Origin of the sequence: Sphingobium sp. OAS761, assembly GCF_024168485.1 — a bacterium.
Lineage (GTDB): Bacteria > Pseudomonadota > Alphaproteobacteria > Sphingomonadales > Sphingomonadaceae > Sphingobium.
The window spans coordinates 1-23,699 of sequence record NZ_JALJVY010000008.1; the positions used below are offsets into that span (position 1 = coordinate 1).

The window sequence follows — 23,699 nt, forward strand, 5'->3', positions numbered from 1 at the left end:
CAACCAGATCAGATCACTCATGGCAGCACTCCTTGAACCGCCATTGAATCAATCAACCTCACCTCACACAAGCAATTTAATGGGTCCTGAGCCTAGAGCATAGTCAGAGAGCCTCCGGCTGGAGCAATGCCCAGCTTATTCTCGTGGGACGATAGGGTCTTTGTCCGCCTCTGGCTGGCCCGCTCGCGCATCGCGGAACGAGTACACAGCATCCAGCAATATGCATGCGAATCGCATATATTGGCACGATGAGAACAGAGCTCGAATCCGCAATCAACCGATGGCACGAAGCGGTAAGCAGCGGCCATCTCGCGCAAGCAGCAGCCGCAGTGAGCGATCCGATCGTCGTGTTAGGGCCGAAGGGCGCTGGTCCTATCTCGGCCCCCGATTTTGCCGACTGGGTGGACAGGTCAGGGATCAAACTTATTGCGAAGTCATGGCATCCAATCAGCGACCGCCTGATGGTCGTGGAACAAGATGCGACTTGGCCGGAAAGCGAGCAGCCGGCTCGGGTTGCGACGATCTTTCGCGTTACGGGTGACAAGGTATCGGCGGCTCTGAGATTGCCGGATCTTCGCTCTGCGCTGGAACTCGCATTCATTTGCCGCGAAATGGCCGCCTCCGAATGAGGGTCACGGGCGAAACGCGCCAGCCGATTTCAGCAATCGGCCCGGGACAAACCTTATTTGAGTTTGTCCGTCACTGGTCTCGCCGGCCGAATACGCCGACCGACCGTTTGCTTGAGCAGAACGGTAGGCATGTGCTTGTCGCAGAGGCGGTGGGGACACTCACAAAGCGAGAGCCTGTGACGATCAATGCGTTGGCGCGCGAGATTGGTATCGACCAGAGTGGCGCATCTCGTCTCGTTAAGGAGGCTGCGGAGGCGGGATATTTAGAGATGAAATCGTCTCCTCACGACGCGCGCCGGCGGGAAGTTTCTCTCAAAAAAGCGGGTCAACGACTTCTTGTTGACGCCCATTGTTGGCAGGAAGAAGTATTCAGGCAGTTGACGGATGGCTGGGAGGACGATGAGCGCTTGGCATTCCATCGGGCCATGCTTCGCTTGCTGCAACGCTCGCATATGATCGACACCTAAGGCGCCGCCCGCTCGAGGGCCTCCTTACCCGCCGTGGTCATGTCGGCGGCTCCTCGGCCAAATATCACTCGCCCCCACCCCAGCGCTCCGTTTGTAGATTGAACACTGAATCAAGCCTGCGACACCTCCTCCGCGGCGACGGTCTGAGCGCGAGCGATGTCTGCCAGAGCCGGGGCGATGAGATTAAGCCTGCATGAGCGCACAGGCATATCTCGCCTTGGACGGACACGCATGCTATTATGATGCTAATATAAAACGGGGCAAACAAACATGGACCTGATAATGCCCAGCGCAACGAATCTCGGCTTATTTGTCAGCGCCACGTTCGTGCTACTTCTCGTACCGGGACCAGCGGTCCTTTACATTTTTGCGCGTTCGGTCGAACAAGGCCGTTCTGCCGGCCTAGTTTCGATCCTGGGCATCCATACGGCTACACTGGTACATGTCGGCGCCGCCGGCGTCGGACTATCAGCGCTCCTGGCATCGTCTGCGCTCGCATTCAGCGTCGTGAAGTGCGTCGGCGCCGCTTACTTGATTTGGCTTGGCCTCAAGAAGCTCTTCGGCCAGTCGGCCATTCCCGACGTCGAGCGCGGTTTACCGACGCGCGGCCGCATGCGTATCTTTCGAGAGGGCTTCATAGTCAACCTTCTCAATCCGAAGACAGCACTCTTCTTTCTGGCTTTCCTGCCACAGTTCGTTGAGGTTGGTCGTGGCCATGTGGCGACGCAGATCGCTTCTCTCGGGCTTCTCTATACGGCGATTGGCGTCTTGACGGATGGCACCTATGCACTTGCTGCAGGCACCGCGGGCAACTGGTTGAAGCGTAGCCCCGTCTATCTCAAAGCCGAACGCTGGGTTAGCGGTTTCGTATACATTGGCCTTGGCTTGACAGCTGCTTTTGCGGGCAATCAAAAGAAGTAAACCGCCTACCTTCGTGTAAGCCGCTTTGAATAGCCCCTAGTTTTCTAGACGCCTTCCGCTTTCAAGGTCTGCTGCCGTTCGAATTCGACGGGCGACAGCATCCCGTTCCTGACCTGCTTACGCACCAGGTTGTAGAACATCTCGACGTAATCGAACACGTCCTGCCGGGCTTCCTCGCGGGTTTTGTAGGTCCGGCGCCGGATGCGCTCGCGCTTGAGCGAAGAGAAGAAGCTCGCCTGGCTGATCCCGGCCTTGCGACAGATGTCCGTGACAGGAACACCGTGGGCGCCCTGCTTCAGAATGAACGTCTTGTGGGCGTCCGAGAACCTCGATGCCTTCATCGTCTTCCGCTCCTTCCAGCCAGGAAGATTACGCATCGCCGAGCATGTCCATCGAATCCGCCATCAGCGCGCTCGACTGCGCGACGACGCCCGCCCCAAACTCGGCCATAAACATCGCGATGTTGACGATCATGACGATCACCAGCACACGCCGTTGCTCGCCCTGCGCCAGCAGGTTCAGAGTCTCACTCTTTCTGGAGCAGCAGTCGTCCACGCGCTTTCCCTTGTCCTCGACTCAGGATTTGGATCGCCTTATGCACCCTGTAACAACTACAGGGTCAAGCGATGAAGATCGGTGAGATGGCGTCTGCGACCGCGACCAATATCGAGACGGTCCGCCATTACGAGAAGATCGGGCTGTTGCCCCTGCCGGCGCGCGACGCGGCCAACTACCGCAGTTATGGACAAGAACATCTGGCGCGTCTCTCCTTCATCCGGCGCGCGCGCGACCTTGGCTTCACGCTCGATCAGGTCCGGGAATTGCTCGGCCTTGCCGACCACCGGGATCAATCCTGCGCGGCCGTCGACGCGATCGCGACCGTCCACCTGACCGAGATCGATCGCAAGATTGCCGATCTTCAGTCCCTGCGGGGCGAACTCAGCCGTTTCCTCGGCGACTGCCGGCGGGGAACAGTCGCCGATTGCCTGATCATCGAGACGCTGGCGCCGGCGGGGCTACCGCGATGACGACCGCTTTTGTCTATGTTCTGGCGGCGCTTGGCGAGATCGCCGGCTGTTTCAGCTTCTGGGCGTGGCTGCGGCTGGGCAAGTCGCCCTGGTGGCTCGCGCCGGGCATGGTGTCGCTTGCCGTCTTCGCGTGGCTGCTCACCCGTGTCGACAGCGCAGCGGCCGGGCGTGCCTATGCGGCATACGGTGCGGTTTATATCTGTGCGTCCCTGGGCTGGCTCTGGGCGGTGGAAGGTACGCGGCCCGATCGATGGGACTTGCTCGGCGCCGCAGTGTGCCTGGCGGGCGCTGGCATCATATTGCTCGGACCGCGCAACCTCGCTGCCTGACGCCGCATTCAGTGCGAATGAACATGCTGGCCATGGCTGTCATGGACGGGCGAGGAACGGTCGGCGAACCTCCATGATCGGGCGCACCCGCAGCCATGGTCGTTCGGCGTTGCTTCAATCTGAATGGTCGCATGTGCGATGCCGAAACGATGCTCAAGCGCATGGGCGACCGAAGTGGAGAAGATATCGTCGATCATGGCGGCGGGACGAACCAGATGGGCGGTAAGGGCGATCTCGGTCGTGCTCATCGACCAGATATGCAGGTGGTGTATCTGTGTGACGCCGGGCAACTTGGACAGGTAGGCGGCGACTTCGGCCTGATCGATCCTCTGTGGCACGGCATCGAGCGAGAGGCGCAGGGATTCGCGGAACAGCCCCCACGTCCCTGCGATGATGACGGCGACAATGGCGAGGCTGGCGATGGGATCGATCCAGCGCCACCGGGTGCCGAGCGTTGCCAGCGCCGCTAGGACCACGCCGGCCGAGATCGCTGCGTCGGCGAGCATGTGCACGAAAACCTCGCGGATATTGATGTCGCCATTGTCTCCGCGGGCAAACAGCCAGGCGGTGACGCCATTGACGACGATGCCGGCCGAGGCGACGATCAGCACGGTAGCGGCGGCCACCGGCTGCGGTGTGGCGAGCCGCTCGATTGCTTCCCAGGCGATCATGCCTGCGGACACGAGCACGAATATGGCGTTGATCATTGAGGCCATGATCGAACTGCGCCGAAACCGGTAGGTGAAGGTGGCGGTCGCCGAGTGGCTGGAAAGCCACACGGCGGACCATGCGATAACGAGTCCGAGCACGTCGGCGAGATTGTGCCCTGCATCGGCGAGCAGGGCGAGCGAGCCCGAGAGGAAGCCGTACACCACCTCGGCGATGACGAAGCCCGAATTGAGTAGAACGCCGACCGCGAATGCCCGATCGAAGTTGCGGGGAGCATGATGGTGCCCGTGGTGATGGCCGTGGCCGGCGTGGCTATGGTCGTGGGCTATCGGCGAACTCCATCATGTGGCAGAATTGATCGGATCGACGACTCCTGGCCGGACTGCGCAGGCGCAAGGTCGCTCATACGCCGCGACCGGGCGCCTTGCGAGCGTTCCAAGGGAAGGCGCAGCGATACGAAAGTATATCGGCCCCGTTTGGAGATGACGCCACGCCGGACTGCGTGATAGCCAGATTTCCGGACAATCGAAGTTCACTGCGCAGGACGGCGGGAGAGGTATTTCTTGCACCCATGGCTCAAAAAGTGATTGTCGTCGCGACCGGCAGCCGGATCGGAAGGACATCGATTGTCGCGGTGCTTACGGCTGCTGTCTTTGCGCTCGACACGGTCACCGATCTCGAGATCGCGACGGCCGTCTTCTACATCGTCGTCATCCTCATCGCGATCGGGCTGTTCAGCCGGCGCGGGGTGGTCCGCCTGGCGATCGCCTGCATAGCGCTGACCTTGTGCAGCGCGGCGCTCACAAAGTCGGGCTCCTACGAGGCCGGCCTCATCAATTCGGGCATCAGCATTGCGGCGATCGCGATCACCACCTGGCTCGCGCTCAGGATGATCGCAGCCGAAGCTGCCGCGTATGAAGCCCGCGCCCAACTCATCCGCATCGCGCGCGTCAACAGCCTGGGCGAACTGGCCGCCTCGATCGCGCATGAGGTCAACCAGCCGCTCTCGGCGATCACGACGAGCGGCGACGCCTGCCTGCGCTGGCTGGCGGCCGATCCTCCCAATCTCGAGCGGGCGCGGCTGGCGGCGGGCCGGATCGTCGATGACGCCAGCCGGGCCGGCAAAGTGGTCGCGCGCGTCAGGGAACATATGCGCGGCGAGGCCGCCGAGAGGCGGGAAATGTCGCTGAACGACGTGGTCGCCGAATCCGTCGCGCTCGCACAGAGCGAGATCGATCGCGGCGGGGTCACGGTCCGTCTCGACCTGACCGAACTGCTGCCTCCGATCCAAGGGGATCCCATCCAGCTCCAGCAGGTTCTCGGCAATCTGATCCTCAACGCGATCGAGGCGATGGCGGATCAGCCCGCGCCCAGCCGTTCGCTCGACCTGCGCACATGGGCGGACAATGGCATCGTTCGGCTGTGCCTGGGGGACGCCGGGATCGGCGTGAGCGAGGACAATCTTCCCTTCCTGTTCGATGCCTTCTGGACGACCAAGAAGGGGGGCACCGGCATGGGTCTTGCCATCTGCCGGACCATCGTCGAGGCGCATGGCGGCACGATCAGAGCGAAGCTTGGCAGCCCGGTCGGCCTGGAGATCCATCTCGGCCTGCCGGCAGCGGCGCGATCGTGACCGAGGAGATCGATCCCGGCGAGTTGCCGCCCGTGGTCCGAATCGTCGACGACGACGCCTCGGTGCGCGCGGCGATCGAAGATCTCCTGGCTTCCGTTGGCTTGGAGTCACGATCCTTCGCCTCGACGCGCGCCTTTCTCGACGGGGACGCGCCTGAAGCGCCGGGATGCCTGGTTCTCGACGTTCGCATGCCCGGGCAGAGCGGGCTCGATTTCCAGCGGCAGATGGCCTCGCTCAGGATCGGGCTGCCGGTGATCTTCATCACCGGGCATGGCGATGTCCCCATGTCGGTCCGGGCGATGAAGGAAGGGGCGATCGAGTTTCTCATGAAGCCCTTCGACGACCAGGCACTGCTCGACGCCATCCAGAGCGGGATCGGGCGCGACAGGGTGCGACGCGCGTTCGAGGCCGAGATCACGACGCTCCGGGCGCGATACGATGAGCTGACACCCGGCGAGCGCGCGGTCATGGACTCTGTCGTCAAGGGACTGCTCAACAAGCAGATTGCCGGATTGCTCGACGTCAGCGAGATCACCGTCAAGGTGCGGCGCCGGCAGGTGATGCTCAAGATGGGCGCGACATCGCTGCCGCAGTTGGTGCGCATCTACGACATGGTCGCGTCATCAGCGACGGACGGACAGAACCCGTCCGGTGCGGAGGGGCGATGACGGACGATCCGGCCTCGATGGAAGCGCCTGCGCCCGAACATCGCGCGGGGCGCGGCGCGGCAGCGTCCTGCTGCAGGCGCGGGCCCGGCGTCCCGGAGATAGCGAGGCGATGACCCTGCGCATTCGCAACCTTTCGGCACAGGGCCTCGGCGGCGACCGGGTGCAAGGCATGACCGAGGGCGAAACCCTGATCCTGACGCTGCGCGGGATCGGCGAGACGAGAGGGCGCGTGGCCTGGGTCGCGGGTTCGCATTCCGGATTCGCCTTCGACCATGCGATCGATCCGACTCTGATCCGGACGCCACCTGCGAACTCGGCGGCGGCGGACCGTTTCGTCCCATCCGTGACGGACAGCTACAGGAGGCTGGGCTTGAAGCCGCGGCAGTAGCTATCGGCCTGCGGTCAACCGGCGCAGCCGCTGGGAGACGGATAGCCGTCGACGACGAAATCGAGGATCGCGTGCAGTACGTAATCCACGCCGTGACTAAGGAGCACCGGCGCAGCTTCAAGCTGGTCGCGCAGAACCGAATGGTCGCGAACCGAGCCGTGCCGTGCCTGACGCTGATGATGTGGTTGGCGCCGACGAAGACCGCCGTCTCTCCATAGCTGATGGCGTCGGCGTCGAGATGCGCGGTGCGCGCGACGACGAAGAGCTGGTCGCCATAGACGTCGACCTTGGGCAACTGGTGGCCGTGCCCTCGGAACATCAAGGGCGCGGGCGATACTTTAGTATAGTCGGCGTTCCTTCAATTGACATTGCAGCAGTGCGGGAGCATCGGCCGCCCGTCGGCAGAACTGCCGCGATCAGGAAAGCAACACGAACAATGCCAAGCGACAGTAGTCGATTGTCCGCGCCGCTGGGGGCGCCCGGCCGAGCCTGATCGCATCAGTCTCGCCCCGGGCAGCCGCTAGGCGGTGCCCGAAGAGGTGAGACATGAAAGAAATGACCCCGATTGCGAGGGGTGTGCGTCCCTTTTCGCGCATGCTTCGCCTGACCGCGCCGAACCGGGCCGATGCCATCGCCTTCGTCCTGCTGACGGGCCTGGCCATGCTCGTCTTTCGCGGCGCGGAGGGCATCGCCGAACCACTGTCGCGGCTGCGCATCGAGCCGGTCACGCTCGATCCGGCCTATCTCCCCTATTATGCCCTGCGCACCACGCTGCGGATGTTCGCGGCGCTGTTCGCATCGCTCGCCTTCACGCTTGTGGTCGCGACGCTGGCGGCGCGGAGCCGGCGCGCCGGCCAGATCATCGTCCCCGCGCTCGATATCCTGCAGTCGGTGCCGATCCTCGGCTTCCTGACCTTCACCGTCACCTTCTTCATGGGGCTGTTTCCGGGCCGCATCCTGGGCGTCGAACTGGCCGCGGTATTCGCGATCTTCACCAGCCAGGCGTGGAACATGGCCTTCAGCTTCTACCAGTCGCTGCGGTCGATCCCGTCCGACCTCGACGAGGTATCGCGCGGCTTCGGCCTGTCGCCGGTGCGCCGCTTCCTGCGGCTCGACCTGCCGTTCGCAACCCCGGCGCTGGTCTGGAACATGATGATGTCGATGTCGGGCGGCTGGTTCTTCGTCGTCGCATCAGAAGCGATCACCGTCGGCAACACCACGGTCACCTTGCCCGGCATCGGCTCCTGGCTCGCGCTGGCCATCGCACAGCGGGATTTCACCGCGATCGGTTGGGCAGTAGGCGCGATGGCGGTGGTGATCCTGCTCTACGATCAGTTCATCTTCCGGCCGGTCGTGGCCTGGGCCGACCGCTTCCGCTTCGAGCAGACCGCAAGCAGCGAGCGGCCGCAGTCCTGGGCCTATGACCTGTTCCGCCGCACCCGGCTGCTGCCGCTGCTGTTCGCACCCGTCACCGGTCTCGCCCGGCTGCTGCTGATGCTCGATCCCGGTCATGCAACTGCCAGAATCGCGAAAGCCGACAAGCAGGCCAGCCGGATCGGCAACGCGATCTGGACGGCGCTGATCGGGGCGGCAGTGCTGTTCGCGGCCTGGACGATCATCGCCTATGTCGCACGGACCCTGAGCTGGGATGATGCGCTGACCGTAATAGGCCTCGCCTGCCTGACGATGCTGCGCGTGCTGGTACTGATCGCACTTGCCAGCCTGATCTGGGTGCCGATCGGCGTCTGGATAGGCCTCAGGCCCAAATGGGCCGAGCGCCTGCAGCCGGTCGCGCAGTTCCTCGCGGCGTTCCCTGCCAACGTGCTGTTCCCGTTCGCGGTGATCCTGATCGTGCAGTGGAAGCTCAGCCCCGAGGTCTCGCTGTCGCCACTGATGATCCTGGGCACCCAGTGGTACATCCTGTTCAACGTCATTGCGGGCGCGAGCGCGATCCCGACCGATCTGCGTGAGGCCGCCGACATGTTCAGGGTCAGCGGTTGGCAATGGTGGCGGCAGGTCGCCCTGCCGGGGATATTTCCCTATTACGTGACCGGTGCGCTGACCGCGAGCGGCGGCTCGTGGAACGCCAGCATCGTTGCGGAAGTCGTGTCCTGGGGCGACGAGAAGCTCCATGCCTCGGGCCTCGGCGCTTACATCGCCGATGCAACCGCCGCGGGCGACTATCCCCGCGTCGCGCTCGGCATCGCGGTCATGTCGCTGTTCGTGATCGCCTTCAACCGGCTGCTCTGGCGACCGCTCTACGCCTTCGCCGAACGCCGCCTGCGCCTCGCCTGACCCCTCGGACCCTGACCTATCGGATAAGGAGCCATATCATGGCCACCATCGTAGAAACCCGCCCGCTCGTCGAAGTCACCAACGTCCGCCATCTCTACGGCAAGGGGCATGGCCAGATGCTCGTGCTGGACGACGTCGACCTGACCCTCAACGAGAACGAGATCGTCGGGCTGCTCGGTCGGTCGGGTTCGGGCAAGTCGACGCTGCTACGGTCGATAGCAGGGCTGCTTCGCCCCAGCGAAGGCGAGGTCCGCTTCGTGCAAGGCGAGGACGGCAGCCAGCCCAGCGTCAGCATGGTGTTCCAGACCTTCGCCCTGTTCCCCTGGCTCACCGTGCTCCAGAATGTCGAGCTGGGGCTGGAAGCGCAGAAAGTGGCGGCCGAGGAACGCCGGGCTCGCGCGCTCGCGGCGATCGACCTGATCGGCCTCGACGGGTTCGAGAACGCCTACCCGAAGGAACTGTCGGGCGGCATGCGCCAGCGTGTCGGCCTCGCCCGCGCGATCGTCGTAGATCCGTCGCTTTTGCTGATGGACGAGCCCTTTTCGGCACTCGACGTCCTCACTGCCGAGACACTCAGGACCGACCTGCTCGATCTGTGGTGCGAGGGACGGATGCGGATCAAGTCGATCATGATCGTCACCCACAATATTGAGGAGGCCGTGCTGATGTGCGACCGCATCCTCGTCTTCTCGTCCAATCCGGGGCGGGTGGCGGCCGAGATCAGGGTTGATCTTCCACAGCCGCGCGACCGGCTCGATCCCGCCTTCCGCGCGCTCGTCGACGGGATCTATGTGCAGATGACAGCGCGCACGCCCGCGACGCGGGTCAATGACGGGCTGTTCCCGGGCATGGGGATCGCCATGGTGCTGCCGCGCATCTCGACCAACAGCCTCGCCGGCCTGATCGAGGAGGTGCACGGCACTCCGTTCGACGGCCGCGCCAGCCTTGCCGACCTTGCCGACTCCCTCCAGCTCGAGGTGGACGCGCTGCTGCCGATGGCCGAGACGTTGCAGCTCCTGCGCCTGGCCGAACTTGCGGGCGCAGACATCAGGCTCACGCCCGAGGCGCGGCGCTACGCCGAAGCCGATGTCGATGCCCGCAAGGCGATATTCGCCCAGGCGCTCCTCGCCCATGTCCCACTCGCGCAACATATCCGCCGCATCCTCGACGACAGTGCCGGCCACACGGCTCCGGCACGCCGGTTCCGCGAGCAGCTCGAGGATCATATGTCGCCCGATTATGCGGAAGAGACGCTGCGCACGGTGACGCAATGGGGGCGCTACGCAGAGGTCTTCGCTTATCATGAGGATACCGACCTGTTCAGCCTGGAAGATCCCAGCTGATGCGGCATGTCCTGGGGGGAACGGTCCTGCTGCTGGCCCTGCCGACGGCGACGCCGGCGTTGGCGGCTGGCGGCGCGGACGTGGTCGACGATGCCGCAGTGGAGACGCCGGGCACCTGCCATTTGGAAAGCTGGGTCACGCTCAACGACGAGAAAGGCGGCATCATCAACAGCGCCCCCGCCTGCACGCGGAAGGCTTGGCCTAATCTCGAGCTGGGGGGTTTCGTCGCCCATGGCTGGACGCACGATTCCGACGACACGGTGATTGGCCTATCGCCGAAGCTGGTACTGCGTTCGGAAGATCGCGGTGTTGGGATCGGCATCGCGACGAGTCTCGGCTACGGCATCGATCGGCGCCGGTTTGAAACCGCGTCGATCATCGTCCCGGTGACGATTTCCGCCTGCCGTATCGTTCGCTTCAATCTCAATGCCGGCTGGCAATGGACCCGCGCAGACCATCGGCACGACCTGTTCGTCGGCGCGCAGGCCGAGGTGGCGGCGACCAGGAACCTCAACCTAATGGTCGAGGCCTTCACCCGCGATCATGACAAGGCCGGCGGTCAGGCCCGCTTGCGCTGGACGGTCGCCGGCGGCGCGGTCGATCTCGATCTCATCGGCGGACGCTATGTGGACGGTGCAACGCCGAGCGCCATCACGTTCGGGGTGACGATCCGCCGGTAGGGTCGGGATGCAAATCAATAGATCAGAATCGAATGACGAAGCGGACGAGACAGCAGCCTCGCCCGAACGCTTTCACTGCAGCCTATCGCCGCTCCACTACTTTGGCGCAGGTCGGGCGGCCCACGGACCTACACAGCAGCTGACGGCGGTATTTGGCGCACCGTGCCGGGTGAAGATGATAACTATGTCTACGCTATAGCCCTCTAAATTCAAAGCCCACAATCGGACTGTAAGATGCTGAACTCACAGTAATTTTTAGATTGTCGCCTCCCCGGCACGCGGATTCTCGCAAGTTGGAAGGAATCGCCTCGGCCGAGCAATGCGCCCGATTGCCTTCCTTCATATCACGCTCAACGATGACCGTCGAAAAGCTGGCCGATGCTGGGGCGTGGTCAAACCCGACCTGCACCGAACCGCTTATCAAATGCCGGTCTCGCGACAGATCACCACCCGCCAGCCGTCAGGATCCTGGTAGGTGAAGCTGCGCTCGAGCCAGTATGGATTTTCCGGTTCCACGGGCGCGTAGCCCATCCATTGCATCCGCTCGTTGAGGCGATCATAGGCATCAGGCACGGTGATATAGAGCACCAGCAGATTGTCGAAGCTCGGAGCGGGACACGGGCTGCCTTCTGCGTGTTGGGTGAATTCAAGATGCACGGACTTGCCGGGCAGACCGAGCATGATGCCGTCATAGCCGGCATGAGCTTCGAAGCGCGCGAGCTCCGGCAGGCCCAGACCATCCCGATAAAAGGCGATGACGTCTTCGAGCTTGTCTGTCGGCCTCGCTATGCGCACCTGCGCCGGAATGGCGTCACCGCCCAACGAATATGCGGGCCGCGAAGTCTGATCGTCATTGTTCATGATAGTTCTCCTGTCGATTACTGTTGCGTGGAAAGCTGCGTGGCTGATTGCACCATTCGCCAAAGGCTTGGCCCCTGCATGACCAGAGCGCCGGCCACGACCAGCAGCGATCCCATGAGACGCGCTCCGGAAATCGGTCTTGCGGTGAAACCGACGATGCCGAAATAGTCGATCGCCATTGAAGCGAGAATCTGACCGGCAATGGCTGCCGTCATGAAACCTGCGGCCCCAAGCTTCGGGGCAAGGAGGAGCGCGGCCGTGATGTAGATCACCCCGGACATGCCGCCGATCCAGATCCATTTCGGCTGAGCGGCAAGGTTGGTGATCGACGGTGCGGAAACCCGCAAGGCCATCATGACCGGCGCGACACAGATGACGCTTACCGCAAGCGATACCACGGTCGCCCAGAGAGGATGGCCCAGAGCGCGGCCAAGTGCTGCATTTGCACCGGCCTGGAAGGGAACCAGCGCCCCTGAGACCAGTGTAGCGACAAGGAGGGCCAAAGGCTGCATGAGAAGAAGTCCTTGCTCGAATTGAACGGACTCTTCTTCTAATTATCCACTGTGCCTATTTGAAATTCATAATCTCCAAACTATCATGCACAGTATGAATAATCTGCGCGGCGTCGACCTCAATCTCCTGGTGATACTCGATGCGCTGCTCTCCGAGCGGCATGTTTCGCGCGCGGCGCTTCGGCTGAACATGAGCCAGCCGGCCGTCAGCCACGCGCTGGCCAGATTGCGCTTTCTGCTTGGCGATCCACTTTTTACGCGCCACGGCGGGGGGCTAGCGCCGACCGTCCGGGCGCTGGAGCTTTCACAACCGTTGAGGGAGGCCCTTGTACAGGTACGCGCAGTGCTTGGACCCGACGGTTTCGATCCGGCGCAAAGTCGCCACATCTTCAGGCTGGCGATGTCGGACTATGGCGCCAACCTCATCCTGCCAGGTCTGATGAGGCTGATGCGACAATTGGCGCCGGGCGTAGATCTGTCTGTTACTCAATTTAGCCGGGAGGGAATGATCGCCAGGGTGGTCGATGGAGAAGTCGATCTGGGGCTGGGCGTGTTTCCACATCTGCCTGCGCAGATTTACCCTGAGCTTCTGTTGTCGGATCGATATGTCTGCCTCGTCGATCGCGCGTCCCTTCCGCCGCAGGCGAGGCAAATCGATCTGGAAGACTATCTCGCGCGGCCCCACGCGCTGGTCGCCGTACATGGTGAGGCGTCGACCGAGATCGACGAGGCTATCCATTCGGCGGGATTGACTCGCAGGGTGGCGCTGGTGCTTCCGCATTGGAGTGTCGCGCCGACAACGATCATCGGAACCGACCTCATTCTGACCGTCGCCGCGAGGAGCCTTGATGCGCTGCGGCGCGACAAGAGTTTGGCTATCCTGCCTTCGCCGCTCGAGTTCCCCGCGATCCCGTTCACGCAGATCTCGCACAAGCGACGGCAAGCCGATCCCGCACTTCGATGGCTCCGGAGCATAGTCAGCACGATTGCGCAGCCAGCTTCACCGAGCATTACCCGAAGAAACCCACCGACGGTCTGACCTCTGGTGCCTCAAGGCGGGGTGAGGTGGCCCTGAGTTCCCAGACACCTGCCTGGTTCAGGCCGATTTGTCTGATTTCGAAGTCAACGGGCGACAGCATGCCGTTGTTCGTGTGCTTGCACTTTGAATTGCAAAACAGCTCGATGTGTTCGAACACGTCCTGCCGCGCATCGTCGAGCCTACAAACTCGATCGCCTGGAGCGCGAAAAGCGGATTCTGGCGGAAAAGTTGCGCGTGATTGCGGGAAGCGCCTTATCCCGCAAGACGGGTTTGACGTGTCGCCGAAGTGATCGCGTTACGAGCGTCGACCAATCTTTCCCTTTGCAGTCCGCCGCAAAGCGGTCGGCGTAATTGGAAAAGGCAAGGTCGACAGCCTCGCGCCGTCGCTGCTTGTCTGATTCGACGGGGTCGATCCCTTGGGCGACGAGGCGGAGGAGTCTCGTCGCTTCCTCGCGAGCGGTAAACGGCGTCCAGGGCGATCCATGGCCGCCGATGGCGTAGCGACGCGTCTTCGCCTCTCGCCCACCCATGCGATATTGAACGACGTAGGACGCAGAGCCCCCCGCGCTGATCTTTAGCCCGAACCCCTTCAGATCCTCATCCCAAAGGAAGCCAGTAACGGCACCCGCTTGGAGCGCGTCGATCGTCCGCTTGGTGATTTTTCCGGTGGCCATGACGAACCTCATGTACCAGAAAAGCAATCACCGCGGTGGAAACGGGCGGCGGCAGGCGGCGGCGCATTTCGGATTAAACTACTGAAAATAATATATTATAAATCGCAATCTATTGATCTAAATCCGCCGGTATCGGAAGTACCAGACCTCATGCCCCTGACGCCGCGCCTTCGCCTCATAACGCGTTTCGGGCCAGCCGCCCGGGCGAGTCAGGAAATCCCTGGGTTCGGTAGCCAGCCAGTCGAAGTCGGGATGGCCATTCATCACCATCATCGCCCAGCGCAGATACACGGGATGGTCTGTGCCGAAACGGAATTCGCCGCCAGGCTTCAGCTTGCGCGCGATCATTGCCACCGGGCCGGGGTTCATCATCCGTCGCTTTGCATGTCGCGCCTTGGGCCACGGATCGGGATGCAAAAGATAGACGAAGCTGAGCGCGCCATCGGGGATGCGCGCCAGCACCTGCAGCGCATCGCCCATGTGCAGCCGAACATTGGGAAGGCCCATGTCTCGGACATGCCCCAGCGCGGTGACGACGCCGTTGAGGAAAGGCTCGCAGCCGATGAAGCCATGGTCGGGGAGAAGGTCCGCGCGATAGGCCAGATGCTCGCCGCCGCCAAATCCGATCTCGAAATGAAGCGGCCGGTCCGTGCCGAACAGGCCCATGGCGGTGACTTCACCGGCTTCGGGAACCGACAGGACGGGCAGAAGTGCATCGACAAGCTGCTGCTGGCCAACGCGCAGCTTGTGACCCGACTGACGGCCATAGAGTCGGTTAAGTGTGGTGGGGTCGCCGGATTTGTGCGCGGTCATGTCCCCGGCGCTTAACGGGCGCGGACCGCCGGGGCAAGCATCGGGGGAAGTTAAAGTCCCAGCAGCGGCCAGAGCACGATCAGCAACCCGGCAAGGCTTGCCATGAACAATATCGTGCGGACCACCGGCACACCGAAACCGTAAAGCGGCAGATAGACGATGCGGGCGCCGAGCCAGATCCATCCGCCCAGCGCCGTCCATTCGCTTGTTCGCCCGGCCAGTACCACGCCTGTCAGGGCGACGATGGCGATGGGAAGCGTTTCCATGAAATTCGCCTGCGCGCGCGACAGGCGACCTGCGATCGGGTTCAGCGGCGGCAGGGTTTCGTCGCGGGCGCCCATATTCCAGGTCACGCCATATTGCTTTGTCTTGACATGAGCGGCAGCAAAAATGTGGACGAGGAGCAGGATCATGCCCCAGGCGAGAATCTTCAGTTCCACGGGCATGATGCTATCCTTCCGTCTGCATGGTAGCAAAGCCGGCATCCGCTGCACATCCCGATATTTCTAGAGGCTGAAACCGGCCGTTGCTATCAGCGTCGCCCCGGCATGGGCATCTGTTGCCGGGACAATGTCCGTATCGGTATAGCGCAGGCCCAGCGACCAGTGCCCGCGGTACCAGTCCAGCGCGACACCGTGGTCCCAGTATCCGCCGCCTGGGCGAAGGCGTGCTGCAAAGCGTTGGTTGTGCACGTTGCCGGTCGAGCGGCCCAGATGCGCGGAAAGCGTAAGCGGGGTGCCCGGAAGCGCGAATGCCGCCCCCGTCGAAACATAGAGATTGTCGCCGCCTATGGCGGATTGGCGCGGGGCATAATGCGCACCGACATCGATGCTGGCGGGGCCGAGCAGGAAGCCGCCCGTGACGCCGACCTCCCCATAACCCCGGTGCGCGGCGCCGGGAAAGAGATGGTAGCGGCCCTCCGCGGACAGGCGCCATCCGCCAATCTGTCGGACAAAGGTGGCGCCTATATCCAGCGCCGCGTCGGCGTCGCCGTGACGATCGCCACCCCACAGGGTCGTCGCCGCGCCGTCCAGGCTCAGACCTGGCGCGACCGGGACGGAGAGAGACCCACGCACTACGGGATGGCCGTCGCTCCAGCCAAGGCCCCGGCGTCGATCCTCTGTGGCGGCTTCGATGTCGATCGAAGGTCCCGCGGCATATTGCGCGGCCGCCGGGCCGGCATGGAGCAGGACGGCGACCGCCGCGCCCCATGCCGGACGGGAGAGAAACCTAGTTGACGGCAAGCGCGCGCACCGCGTCCAGTTCGCCGATCAATGCCGGGCGGTCGGATTGCGCGACCTGCGCCAGATGCGCCTCGATATGGTCCTTGTGGGTGGCGATCACCTGGCTTTCGATGGTGTCGGCGCTGGCGCAGGCGCCGTTTTCGCTGCCCGAAAAACGGGTGTCGGACGCGACGGTACGGGCCAATGCCGGGCTGTGATCCAGTGCGCGGTCTACCTTCACCGCGGCGGACCACATGCAGCGGCGCATGTCCGGACGGTTGGGGGTATGGGTTCCGATGGTTTCGGCGCGTACATCCGCATGCGCGGTGTACGTCGCGGTCATCGCCGTGCCTTGATGGTCGATCGACACATTGTGGGTCGCGGCGGCAGCCGCGATGGCGATAAGGGTCATGCTCATCTCATTCTCCTGTAGTGCAGCGCCGGCCCTCAAAACAGGGCGGCGACGCACCAGGATGTAAGGCGCGACTGTTTCTGGTCTTTTTCCCGGGCAAGACAAAATCCTGCCATTTCATGAAACAGACATGGATTGGAAAAGCGGAAGGGTCAACCGTTTGAAAACAGCCAGATCCCGCCAGGCGAAGCCATCCATCGCCGATTCATGCCGCAGACTTGGCCAGCCCCTTCGACAATTGCAGCGCACCATTGAGCCGCGCCTGCGGGTCGGCCCAGGCACGTTCCAGTACCACCTTGCTGTCAGGCCGCAGGCGCGCCACCCCGTTCAGACGCTGGACATAGGCGACGAGTCCGGCCGGGTTGGGGAAGCGATCCTCGAAGAAGCTGACCAGGGCGCCCTTTGGTCCCACATCGATCTTGGAGATGTTGGCGATCAGGCAGTTTTGCTTGATCTCGATGATCTTGAGCAGATTTTGCGTGGGCAACGGCAGCTTGCCGAAGCGGTCGATCAACTCGGCGGCAAACGCCTCCAGCCCCTGACGATCTTCCAGTTCGTTGATACGGCGATAGAGGCCCATGCGCAGGTCGAGATCCGGCACATAATCGTCGGGGATGAGAATGGGCGCATCGACCGTGATCTGGGGCGAGAAGCTGTCGCGGCGCGTATCCAGCCCGACGCCGCCTGCCTTGGCGTCCATGATCGCGTCCTCCAGCATCGACTGGTAGAGTTCGAAGCCCACTTCCTTGATATGGCCCGACTGCTCGTCGCCGACGAGATTGCCCGCCCCGCGAATGTCCAAGTCGTGGCTGGCAAGCTGAAAGCCGGCGCCCAGCGTGTCGAGGTCGGACAATACCTTCAGGCGCTTTTCGGCCGTTTCGGTAATGATGCGGTTGGCCGGCGTGGTGAGATAGGCATAGGCGCGCGTCTTGGAGCGACCTACGCGCCCGCGCAACTGATAGAGCTGGGCGAGGCCGAAGCGGTCGGCACGGTGGATGATGAGCGTGTTGGCGCTCGGAATGTCGAGGCCGGATTCCACGATGGTGGTGGAGAGCAGCACATCGTAGCGCTTGTCGTAAAAGGCCGACATGCGCTCCTCCACGTCCGTCGCGCTCATCTGGCCGTGGGCGACGATGGGCTTGACCTCGGGAACTTCGGTGCGCAGGAACTCCTCGACTTCGGTAAGGTCGGAGATGCGCGGCACGACGAAGAAGCTCTGGCCGCCGCGATAATGTTCACGCAGCAGGGCTTCGCGAATCACCACCCCGTCCCAGGGCATGATGTACGTGCGCACGGCGAGGCGATCGACCGGCGGAGTCTGGATGACGGAAAGCTCGCGCAGGCCGGACATGGCCATCTGCAAGGTGCGGGGTATGGGCGTGGCAGTAAGGGTCAGGACATGGACGTCGGTCTTGAGGGATTTCAACCGTTCCTTGTGCGTGACGCCGAAACGCTGTTCCTCGTCCACGATGACGAGGCCGAGGCGCTTGAACTCCAGCCCCTTGGCGAGGAGCGCATGGGTGCCGACGACGATGTCGATCGTCCCGTCGGCCAGCCCGGCCTTGGTCGCTTTCGCCTCCTTGTCGGGGACGAGCCGGGAGAGGTGGCCGATATTGACCGGGAATCCGCGGAAGCGATCCACGAAATTCATGTGATGCTGGCGCGCGAGCAGCGTGGTGGGACAGATGACCACGACCTGCATCCCGGCCATTGCCGCGACGAAGGCGGCGCGGAGCGCGACCTCGGTCTTGCCGAAGCCGACATCGCCGCAGACGAGGCGGTCCATCGGCTTGCCCGCGCCCAGATCCTCGACCACGTCGCTGATGGCGCGGTCCTGGTCGTCCGTTTCCTGATAGGGGAAGCGGTCGACGAAGGCGGGGTAGCCCGCCGCATCGGGTTCGGCGACGGTCGCGGGACGCAATGCGCGTTCGGCGGCGGTCTTGAGCAGTTCGCCCGCGATCTCGCGGATACGCTCCTTCATCCGCGCCTTGCGCCGCTGCCAGGCTTCGCCGCCCAGCTTGTCCAGGCTTACGCCCTCGCTCTCCGACCCGTAGCGGGAAAGCACCTCCAGATTTTCGACCGGGACATACAGCTTGTCGCCCCCGGCATAGCTGAGGGCGACGCAATCGTGCGCCGCCTTGCTGACCGGGATCTGGGTCAGCCCTTCATAGCGGCCGATGCCATGATCCCGGTGAACGACGAGGTCGCCCGGCGAGAGAGTCGCCAGTTCCTGCAGAAAGGCGTCCGCGCTCTTCTTGCGCTTGGCACGGCGGACCAGGCGGTCACCCAGCATGTCCTGTTCGGTGAGGACCGCGACATCGGGCGCGGTGAAACCATGGTCGAGGCTCAGGACGGTGAGCGTGACGCTGCCGCCGGCGGCGATGCCCAGCGCTTCCTGCCAGTCGTCCGCGGCGGCGAGGCGGGCGACGCCATGGTCGGCAAGCAACCCGGACAGGCGTTCGCGCGCGCCGACCGAATAGCTGGCGATGACGATCCTTTTCTTCTGCCGGCGAAGGCTGTCGATATGCTTGCCGACCGCTTCGTAGATATTGGCGTTCTGCGCGCGTTCGGGGGCGAAATCGCGCGGGCCGTCCACACTGAAATCTAGGACGGCCGCACTTTCCGGTTCGTGGAAGGGCGTCGTCTCATGCATGGGCAGCGTGGCGGCGGCAGCGTTCCATTCGTCCGGATCGAGATAAAGGGCCTGCGGGGCGAGCGGGCGGTAGGAACCGGGGTCGGACGATTTCGCCTGGACGCGATTGGCATGATAGTCGCGGATCGCCTCGAACCGGTTTTCCGCCGCGCCTGCAACACCGTGGTCGCGGATCAGGACGGCTTCACCCAGATGCTCGGTCAGGGGAACGAGACGTTCCTCGAACAGCGGTAGCCAATGTTCCATGCCGGCAAGGCGGCGGCCGTCGCTGACGGCCTGGTAGAGCGGGTCGCCTGTCGCGGTCGCACCGAATGTTTCCCGGTAACGGCCGCGAAAGCGCTTGATCGTTTCCTCGTCCAGCAGCGCTTCGGACGCCGGGAGGAGGGTGAAGCCATCCACGCTGCCGCTCGTGCGCTGGTCGGCGGGGTCGAAGCGGCGGACCGTCTCGATCTCGTCGCCGAAGAAATCGAGACGAAGCGGTTGTTCCTCGCCGCCGGGGAACAGGTCGACGATGCCGCCGCGAATGGCGAATTCGCCACGATCATGGACGGTGTCGGTGCGGACATAACCGTTCGCCTGAAGCATGTCGGCCAGGCGGCTGATCGCGATCCGTTCCTTGGGCGCGAGCTTCGCGACGAGTTGACGCACGCGGAACGGCGTAAGGGTGCGCTGGGTCATGGCTGCCAGCGTGGTGACGACCAGTTGCGGCCGCATGGGCTCTGCCTGCAATGCGTAGAGGCCCGCCAGCCGCGCCGAGGCCGCGCGCAGGGAAGGGCTGGCCCGGTCATAGGGCAGGCAGTCCCAAGCGGGAATTTCGACGATTTCGATCTCGGGCGCGAAATAATGCGCGGTGTCGGCTATGCTGCGCATCGACTGTTCGTCCGATGCGATGAAGACGGCACGCATGGTCGCGGCGCTTGCCGCGCGGGCGATGTCGGCCAGCAGCCACGGCTGGAAGCCTGCCGGCACGCCGGCCAAGGTCAGCGGCGCGGCGGACCGGAGAATTTTTTGCAGGTCGGTCATGCGGTCCGGTTCAGGCAATCTTCACAAAATCGAGTTTCAGGAACTTGTCCATCATCGGGCCTTTCCACCGGTCGGGAACCGGGATGGTGCCCAGCGCCCATCCCATGATGTCGGCGTCCTGCTCCTCCATGAACGCTTCGAACCAGGCAATGTCTTCCGGCGTCCATATTTCATGATAGCGGTCGAAAAAGCCGCCGACCGTATAGTCCGCCTCCCGCGTCCCGCGATGCCAGGCGCGAAATTGAAGGCGGCGCATCTGGGGATTGTCGTTCACAATTTGTTCCTTTAGCGGGCATGGCCGTTCACCCGATCGGGTGTTTGTGCCACCGTCCCGGTTGGTCTAGATGGCAGCCAGATAGACATGCGACCCGATATTCTCAATCCGCTCTTTGCCGAAATATCCCTGTTCAAGGGGATCGGCCCCGCGCTGGCCCGTCCGCTGGAGCGGTTGGGGCTGGCGCGCGCGGTCGATGTGGCCTTTCACCTGCCGGTCAGTTGGGTCGACCGGCACCTGACCGACGAACTGGACATGGCGGACGCGGGGCGTGTGATCGGCACGATGCTGACGCCGGTCGACTATCGCGCTAGCGGCAGCGCACGCGCGCCGTTCCGCGTGCAGGCGGTGGACGGGCGGGGCAATTCTGTCTCGCTCGTCTATTTCGGGAGGAACAGTGCCTGGCCGCGTAAGCTGTTGCCGCTGAACGAACCCAAATTCGTGTCGGGCAAGCTGGAGGCCTATGGCGACGCACTCCAGATGGTGCATCCTGACTACGTACTGCCGCCCGAGGAAGCGGAGACGGTTCCGGCGCGCGAATCGGTCTACGGGCTGTCGGAGGGGCTCACCAACAACCGGATGCGTGACATTGCGGGCCAGGCGCTGGCCCGCGCGCCGGAGTTGCCGGAGTGGATCGAGCCGAGCCTGCTGGCGCGCAAGGACTGGCCGGCCTGGAAGGACGCACTTGCGCGCGTCCATGCCGATCCTTCGGACGCGAAAGCGCGCGAGCGATTGGCCTATGACGAGATTTTCGCGGGACAGCTGGCGCTGATGCTGGTGCGGCAATCGTCGCGGCGGCGGCGGGGGGTGTCGATCCAGGGTGATGGGCGACTGCGCGCGATGCTGAAGCTGCCCTTCGCCCCCACGGGCGCGCAGCGGCGCGCGATCGGTCAGATTGAGGGCGATATGGCGCAGGCGACGCCGATGCTGCGGCTGCTCCAGGGCGATGTCGGGTCGGGCAAGACCTTGGTGGCGCTGATGGCACTGCTGAACGCGGTCGAGGCGGGGATGCAGGGGGCTATGCTGGCGCCGACCGAAATCCTGGCGCGGCAACATTACGAGACGCTGCGGAAAATGGCGTCGGGACTGCCGGTGGAGATCGCGATCCTGACGGGTCGCGAAAAGGGCAAGGTGCGCGAGGCGACGCTGATGGGGCTGGCGGACGGCAGCATCGACATACTTGTCGGCACTCACGCCATCTTTCAGGAGGCGGTGCAGTACAAGGCGCTGGGCCTTGCCGTTATCGACGAACAGCATCGTTTCGGCGTGGCGCAGCGGATGATGCTGGCCAGCAAGGCCGAACGCTCGCCGCATCTGCTCGTCATGACCGCAACGCCGATCCCGCGCACGCTGACGCTCACATATTATGGCGAGATGGATGTGTCGCGGCTGGACGAGATGCCGCCGGGGCGCCAGCCGATTCAGACGCTGGTGATGGCCGCCAGCCGGCTGGAAGAAGTGATCGATGCTCTCGCCCGCCATGTCGATGGCGGTGGGCAGGCCTATTGGGTGTGCCCGCTGGTCGAGGAAAGCGAGACGAGCGACCAGGCGGCGGCCGAGGCGCGGGCTGAATCGCTGAAGCTACGCTTCGGGGATAGGGTGGGGCTGGTCCATGGCCGGATGAAAGGGCCGGACAAGGATGCGGCGATGGAGGCCTTCGCCTCGAATCGCACGCAGATACTGGTGGCGACCACGGTGATCGAGGTGGGCGTGGACGTGCCCAACAGCAGTCTGATCATCATCGAGGGGGCCGAACGGTTCGGGCTTGCCCAGTTGCACCAGCTGCGCGGGCGGGTGGGGCGCGGCGACAAGCCGTCGGTGTGCCTGCTGCTGCGCGGCAGTGCACTGGGCGAAACATCGCGCGCGCGACTGGCCCTGATGCGCGAGACGAATGACGGGTTCCGGATCGCCGAGGAGGATCTGAAACTGCGCGGCGCGGGTGAGGTGCTGGGCACGCGTCAGTCGGGCGAGGCGGAACTGAAGGTCGCGACACCCGAACATGTCGCGGCGCTGGTGGATGCGGCGCGCGACGACGCGAACCTGCTGATCGAGCGCGACGGAGGTCTGGACAGCGCGCGCGGGCAGGCGGCGCGGACCTGCCTTTATCTGTTCGAGAAGGATGCCGCCGTGGGGTTGCTGCGCGGAGGCTGACGTCCCCCCGGCGGCATAAGCTCCTGTATCACCCCCCAATAGCCGCTGGTGATATGCGCGTTGGCCGCATAAGCCGGATCTGCCATCAGGTGCGCATGCAGCCGGCGCAGATTATGCCCCGGCACCGATGGAAACAGATGGTGTTCCAGATGGTAGCTGACGTTGAGCGGCCCGATCATCACCCTGTCGAACAGGGTCGGGATGACGGTGCGGGTGCCGTTGATTTCCAGCGTGTCGATAACGCCGTTATGTTCCGCCATCGCGCGGATGCGATTGAACACATTGGCCCATATCAGTTGCGGGATGAAGATCAGGCCCAATATCTGCCAGCGCCAGGGCGACCAGAGGATGAGCCCGTAGACCAGAACCGCCCATATCAAATAGCGAACGCGCAACCCGAGGCGAAAATCGAACCCGAAGCGCTTGGGGTTGTGCAGATTGGCGAGCGGCGACCACACCCGGGCCGCGCGCGCGATCCGGTAATAGTTGAGGCCGAACAGGCTGCGGAACAGAAGCGCTATCATCGCGCCGCCGCTTTTGGGGAACTGCTGGTCGGGGTCCCGGCGCTGGACCCGATAGTCATAATCCTGGGCGGTGTTGGTATGCCGGTGATGAACCATATGGGCGACGCGATACAGGTCTACGCTGATCAACAGGGGATAGGCGACGAACAGATCGCCGATCAGATCGTTGACGCGCCGGTTGCTGAACAGCAGCCCGTGACAGGCGTCGTGCATGATCATCGCCAGGCACTGGATGCGCGTGCCGATGACGAGGCCGCAGAGCAGATAGGCGGGCCATCGGTCGATCCGGATCGCGATCGCACAGGCAGCGACGATGACGGCCCATTGCAGGGCAAGGAACAGGGCGTTGCGCAGATTTGGCACCACGGACAGTTCGCGGATCAGCGGCAATGTGCCACGTCGGGAATAGCGATAGCCGGGCGCGCGTCCTTCGACCATTTCGTCCACGGGAGTCTCTTTTCGATATCGCACCTGCGTTATTGCGGACGCT

The 23,699-nt window shown here is 63.6% G+C and carries 25 protein-coding genes and 2 pseudogenes; 13 read left to right on the plus strand and 14 right to left on the minus strand.

Translation table 11 applies throughout. The features are described 5' to 3' along the window. Nucleotides 1–224: 224 nt before the first annotated feature. The 3 genes from J3E64_RS11700 to J3E64_RS11710 all read left to right on the plus strand — a co-directional run bounded on the left by J3E64_RS11700 (nt 225) and on the right by J3E64_RS11710 (nt 2,017). Nucleotides 225–629 (plus strand): hypothetical protein, encoded by a 405-nt coding sequence (locus tag J3E64_RS11700; RefSeq protein WP_253343036.1) that lies wholly within the window; start codon nt 225–227, stop codon nt 627–629. Continuing rightward, on the plus strand, nt 626–1,096 hold the full coding sequence (locus tag J3E64_RS11705; protein WP_253343038.1) for a MarR family winged helix-turn-helix transcriptional regulator: 471 nt from the start codon (nt 626–628) through the stop codon (nt 1,094–1,096). Before J3E64_RS11700 ends, J3E64_RS11705 begins: the two co-directional genes overlap by 4 nt. Before the next feature lie 270 nt (nt 1,097–1,366). Then, on the plus strand, nt 1,367–2,017 hold the full coding sequence (locus J3E64_RS11710) for a LysE family translocator (RefSeq protein WP_253343040.1): 651 nt from the start codon (nt 1,367–1,369) through the stop codon (nt 2,015–2,017). A 44-nt stretch (nt 2,018–2,061) separates the two neighbouring features. On the opposite strand, the gene J3E64_RS20840 is transcribed toward J3E64_RS11710, so the two are convergent. Together J3E64_RS20840 and J3E64_RS11725 are read right to left on the minus strand one after the other, a co-directional pair. After that, a complete protein-coding gene (locus J3E64_RS20840; protein ID WP_367398625.1) occupies nt 2,062–2,394 on the minus strand; it encodes an IS3 family transposase in 333 nt (110 codons plus the stop codon). After that, nucleotides 2,390–2,572 (minus strand): annotated as a pseudogene (locus J3E64_RS11725) (cation transporter); the annotation flags it as partial. The gene J3E64_RS20840 and the pseudogene J3E64_RS11725, both read right to left, overlap by 5 nt. Nucleotides 2,573–2,643: 71 nt before the next feature. Between J3E64_RS11725 and J3E64_RS11730 the strand changes: the two are divergent. After that, on the plus strand, nt 2,644–3,045 hold the full coding sequence (locus J3E64_RS11730; RefSeq protein WP_253343042.1) for a helix-turn-helix domain-containing protein: 402 nt from the start codon (nt 2,644–2,646) through the stop codon (nt 3,043–3,045). Continuing rightward, the gene (locus tag J3E64_RS11735) at nt 3,042–3,374 is read left to right on the plus strand and encodes a YnfA family protein (RefSeq protein WP_253343044.1); all 333 of its coding nucleotides are present in this window, start codon (nt 3,042–3,044) and stop codon (nt 3,372–3,374) included. The genes J3E64_RS11730 and J3E64_RS11735 overlap by 4 nt, the downstream gene beginning before the upstream one ends. Before the next feature lie 8 nt (nt 3,375–3,382). Here J3E64_RS11735 and J3E64_RS11740 read toward each other — a convergent pair whose 3' ends face one another. Then, nucleotides 3,383–4,372 (minus strand): cation diffusion facilitator family transporter, encoded by a 990-nt coding sequence (locus J3E64_RS11740; protein WP_367398629.1) that lies wholly within the window; start codon nt 4,370–4,372, stop codon nt 3,383–3,385. A 242-nt stretch (nt 4,373–4,614) separates the two neighbouring features. Between J3E64_RS11740 and J3E64_RS11745 the strand changes: the two genes are divergently transcribed. The 3 genes from J3E64_RS11745 (at nt 4,615) to J3E64_RS11755 (ending at nt 6,732) form a co-directional block, all read left to right on the plus strand. Continuing rightward, complete coding sequence (locus J3E64_RS11745) at nt 4,615–5,676, plus strand: sensor histidine kinase (protein ID WP_253343048.1); 1,062 nt, start codon at nt 4,615–4,617, stop codon at nt 5,674–5,676. Next, nucleotides 5,673–6,344: a response regulator transcription factor gene (locus tag J3E64_RS11750; protein ID WP_253343050.1), complete on the plus strand. Its 672-nt coding sequence runs from the start codon at nt 5,673–5,675 to the stop codon at nt 6,342–6,344. Before J3E64_RS11745 ends, J3E64_RS11750 begins: the two co-directional genes overlap by 4 nt. A 109-nt stretch (nt 6,345–6,453) precedes the next feature. Further along, a complete protein-coding gene (locus J3E64_RS11755; RefSeq protein ID WP_253343052.1) occupies nt 6,454–6,732 on the plus strand; it encodes a hypothetical protein in 279 nt (92 codons plus the stop codon). Nucleotides 6,733–6,773: 41 nt separating this feature from the next. Here the strand turns inward: J3E64_RS11755 and J3E64_RS11760 are convergent. Continuing rightward, nucleotides 6,774–7,051: pseudogene (locus J3E64_RS11760) on the minus strand (magnesium transporter); the annotation flags it as partial. A 227-nt stretch (nt 7,052–7,278) separates the two neighbouring features. Here J3E64_RS11760 and J3E64_RS11765 point away from each other — a divergent pair. Genes J3E64_RS11765 through J3E64_RS11775 form a run of 3 tightly spaced genes read left to right on the plus strand, consistent with a single transcriptional unit; the run spans nt 7,279 to nt 11,050 of the window. Further along, nucleotides 7,279–9,027, plus strand: a complete 1,749-nt coding sequence (locus tag J3E64_RS11765) for an ABC transporter permease subunit (protein WP_253343054.1) — start codon at nt 7,279–7,281, stop codon at nt 9,025–9,027. Nucleotides 9,028–9,065: 38 nt separating this feature from the next. Next, nucleotides 9,066–10,370, plus strand: a complete 1,305-nt coding sequence (locus J3E64_RS11770; protein WP_253343056.1) for an AAA-associated domain-containing protein — start codon at nt 9,066–9,068, stop codon at nt 10,368–10,370. Further along, nucleotides 10,370–11,050, plus strand: a complete 681-nt coding sequence (locus J3E64_RS11775; protein ID WP_253343058.1) for a hypothetical protein — start codon at nt 10,370–10,372, stop codon at nt 11,048–11,050. Before J3E64_RS11770 ends, J3E64_RS11775 begins: the two co-directional genes overlap by 1 nt. Before the next feature lie 420 nt (nt 11,051–11,470). Here J3E64_RS11775 and J3E64_RS11780 read toward each other — a convergent pair whose 3' ends face one another. Then, on the minus strand, nt 11,471–11,911 hold the full coding sequence (locus J3E64_RS11780; RefSeq protein WP_253343060.1) for a VOC family protein: 441 nt from the start codon (nt 11,909–11,911) through the stop codon (nt 11,471–11,473). Nucleotides 11,912–11,928: 17 nt separating this feature from the next. Beyond that, nucleotides 11,929–12,423 carry a DMT family transporter gene (locus J3E64_RS11785; protein WP_253343062.1) on the minus strand — a complete coding sequence of 165 codons (495 nt, stop codon included), beginning with the start codon at nt 12,421–12,423 and terminating at the stop codon, nt 11,929–11,931. Nucleotides 12,424–12,517: 94 nt separating this feature from the next. Between J3E64_RS11785 and J3E64_RS11790 the strand changes: the two genes are divergently transcribed. Further along, entirely contained in the window at nt 12,518–13,462 is a 945-nt protein-coding gene (locus J3E64_RS11790; RefSeq protein WP_253343064.1) for a LysR family transcriptional regulator, read from the plus strand. A 179-nt stretch (nt 13,463–13,641) separates the two neighbouring features. Here the strand turns inward: J3E64_RS11790 and J3E64_RS11795 are convergent, their stop codons facing one another. The 7 genes from J3E64_RS11795 to J3E64_RS11825 all read right to left on the minus strand — a co-directional run bounded on the left by J3E64_RS11795 (nt 13,642) and on the right by J3E64_RS11825 (nt 20,534). Further along, on the minus strand, nt 13,642–14,136 hold the full coding sequence (locus J3E64_RS11795; RefSeq protein ID WP_253343066.1) for an Arm DNA-binding domain-containing protein: 495 nt from the start codon (nt 14,134–14,136) through the stop codon (nt 13,642–13,644). A 117-nt stretch (nt 14,137–14,253) separates the two neighbouring features. Continuing rightward, nucleotides 14,254–14,949 (minus strand): tRNA (guanosine(46)-N(7))-methyltransferase TrmB, encoded by a 696-nt coding sequence (locus J3E64_RS11800; RefSeq protein ID WP_253343068.1) that lies wholly within the window; start codon nt 14,947–14,949, stop codon nt 14,254–14,256. Nucleotides 14,950–14,999: 50 nt separating this feature from the next. Further along, nucleotides 15,000–15,395 (minus strand): MAPEG family protein, encoded by a 396-nt coding sequence (locus tag J3E64_RS11805; protein WP_253343070.1) that lies wholly within the window; start codon nt 15,393–15,395, stop codon nt 15,000–15,002. A gap of 60 nt (nt 15,396–15,455) precedes the next feature. Beyond that, a complete protein-coding gene (locus tag J3E64_RS11810; protein ID WP_253343072.1) occupies nt 15,456–16,193 on the minus strand; it encodes a TorF family putative porin in 738 nt (245 codons plus the stop codon). Then, nucleotides 16,180–16,590, minus strand: a complete 411-nt coding sequence (locus tag J3E64_RS11815) for a hypothetical protein (protein WP_253343074.1) — start codon at nt 16,588–16,590, stop codon at nt 16,180–16,182. The genes J3E64_RS11810 and J3E64_RS11815 overlap by 14 nt, the downstream gene beginning before the upstream one ends. A gap of 199 nt (nt 16,591–16,789) precedes the next feature. Then, complete coding sequence (mfd, locus tag J3E64_RS11820; RefSeq protein WP_253343076.1) at nt 16,790–20,260, minus strand: transcription-repair coupling factor; 3,471 nt, start codon at nt 20,258–20,260, stop codon at nt 16,790–16,792. 10 nt (nt 20,261–20,270) lie between these two features. Beyond that, complete coding sequence (locus tag J3E64_RS11825) at nt 20,271–20,534, minus strand: succinate dehydrogenase assembly factor 2 (protein WP_253343078.1); 264 nt, start codon at nt 20,532–20,534, stop codon at nt 20,271–20,273. A gap of 87 nt (nt 20,535–20,621) precedes the next feature. Between J3E64_RS11825 and recG the strand changes: the two genes are divergently transcribed. Beyond that, nucleotides 20,622–22,685 (plus strand): ATP-dependent DNA helicase RecG, encoded by a 2,064-nt coding sequence (gene recG / locus J3E64_RS11830; RefSeq protein WP_253343080.1) that lies wholly within the window; start codon nt 20,622–20,624, stop codon nt 22,683–22,685. Here recG and J3E64_RS11835 read toward each other — a convergent pair. Then, nucleotides 22,637–23,656, minus strand: a complete 1,020-nt coding sequence (locus tag J3E64_RS11835; protein WP_367398626.1) for a fatty acid desaturase family protein — start codon at nt 23,654–23,656, stop codon at nt 22,637–22,639. The genes recG and J3E64_RS11835 overlap by 49 nt on opposite strands. Nucleotides 23,657–23,699 lie beyond the last annotated feature (43 nt).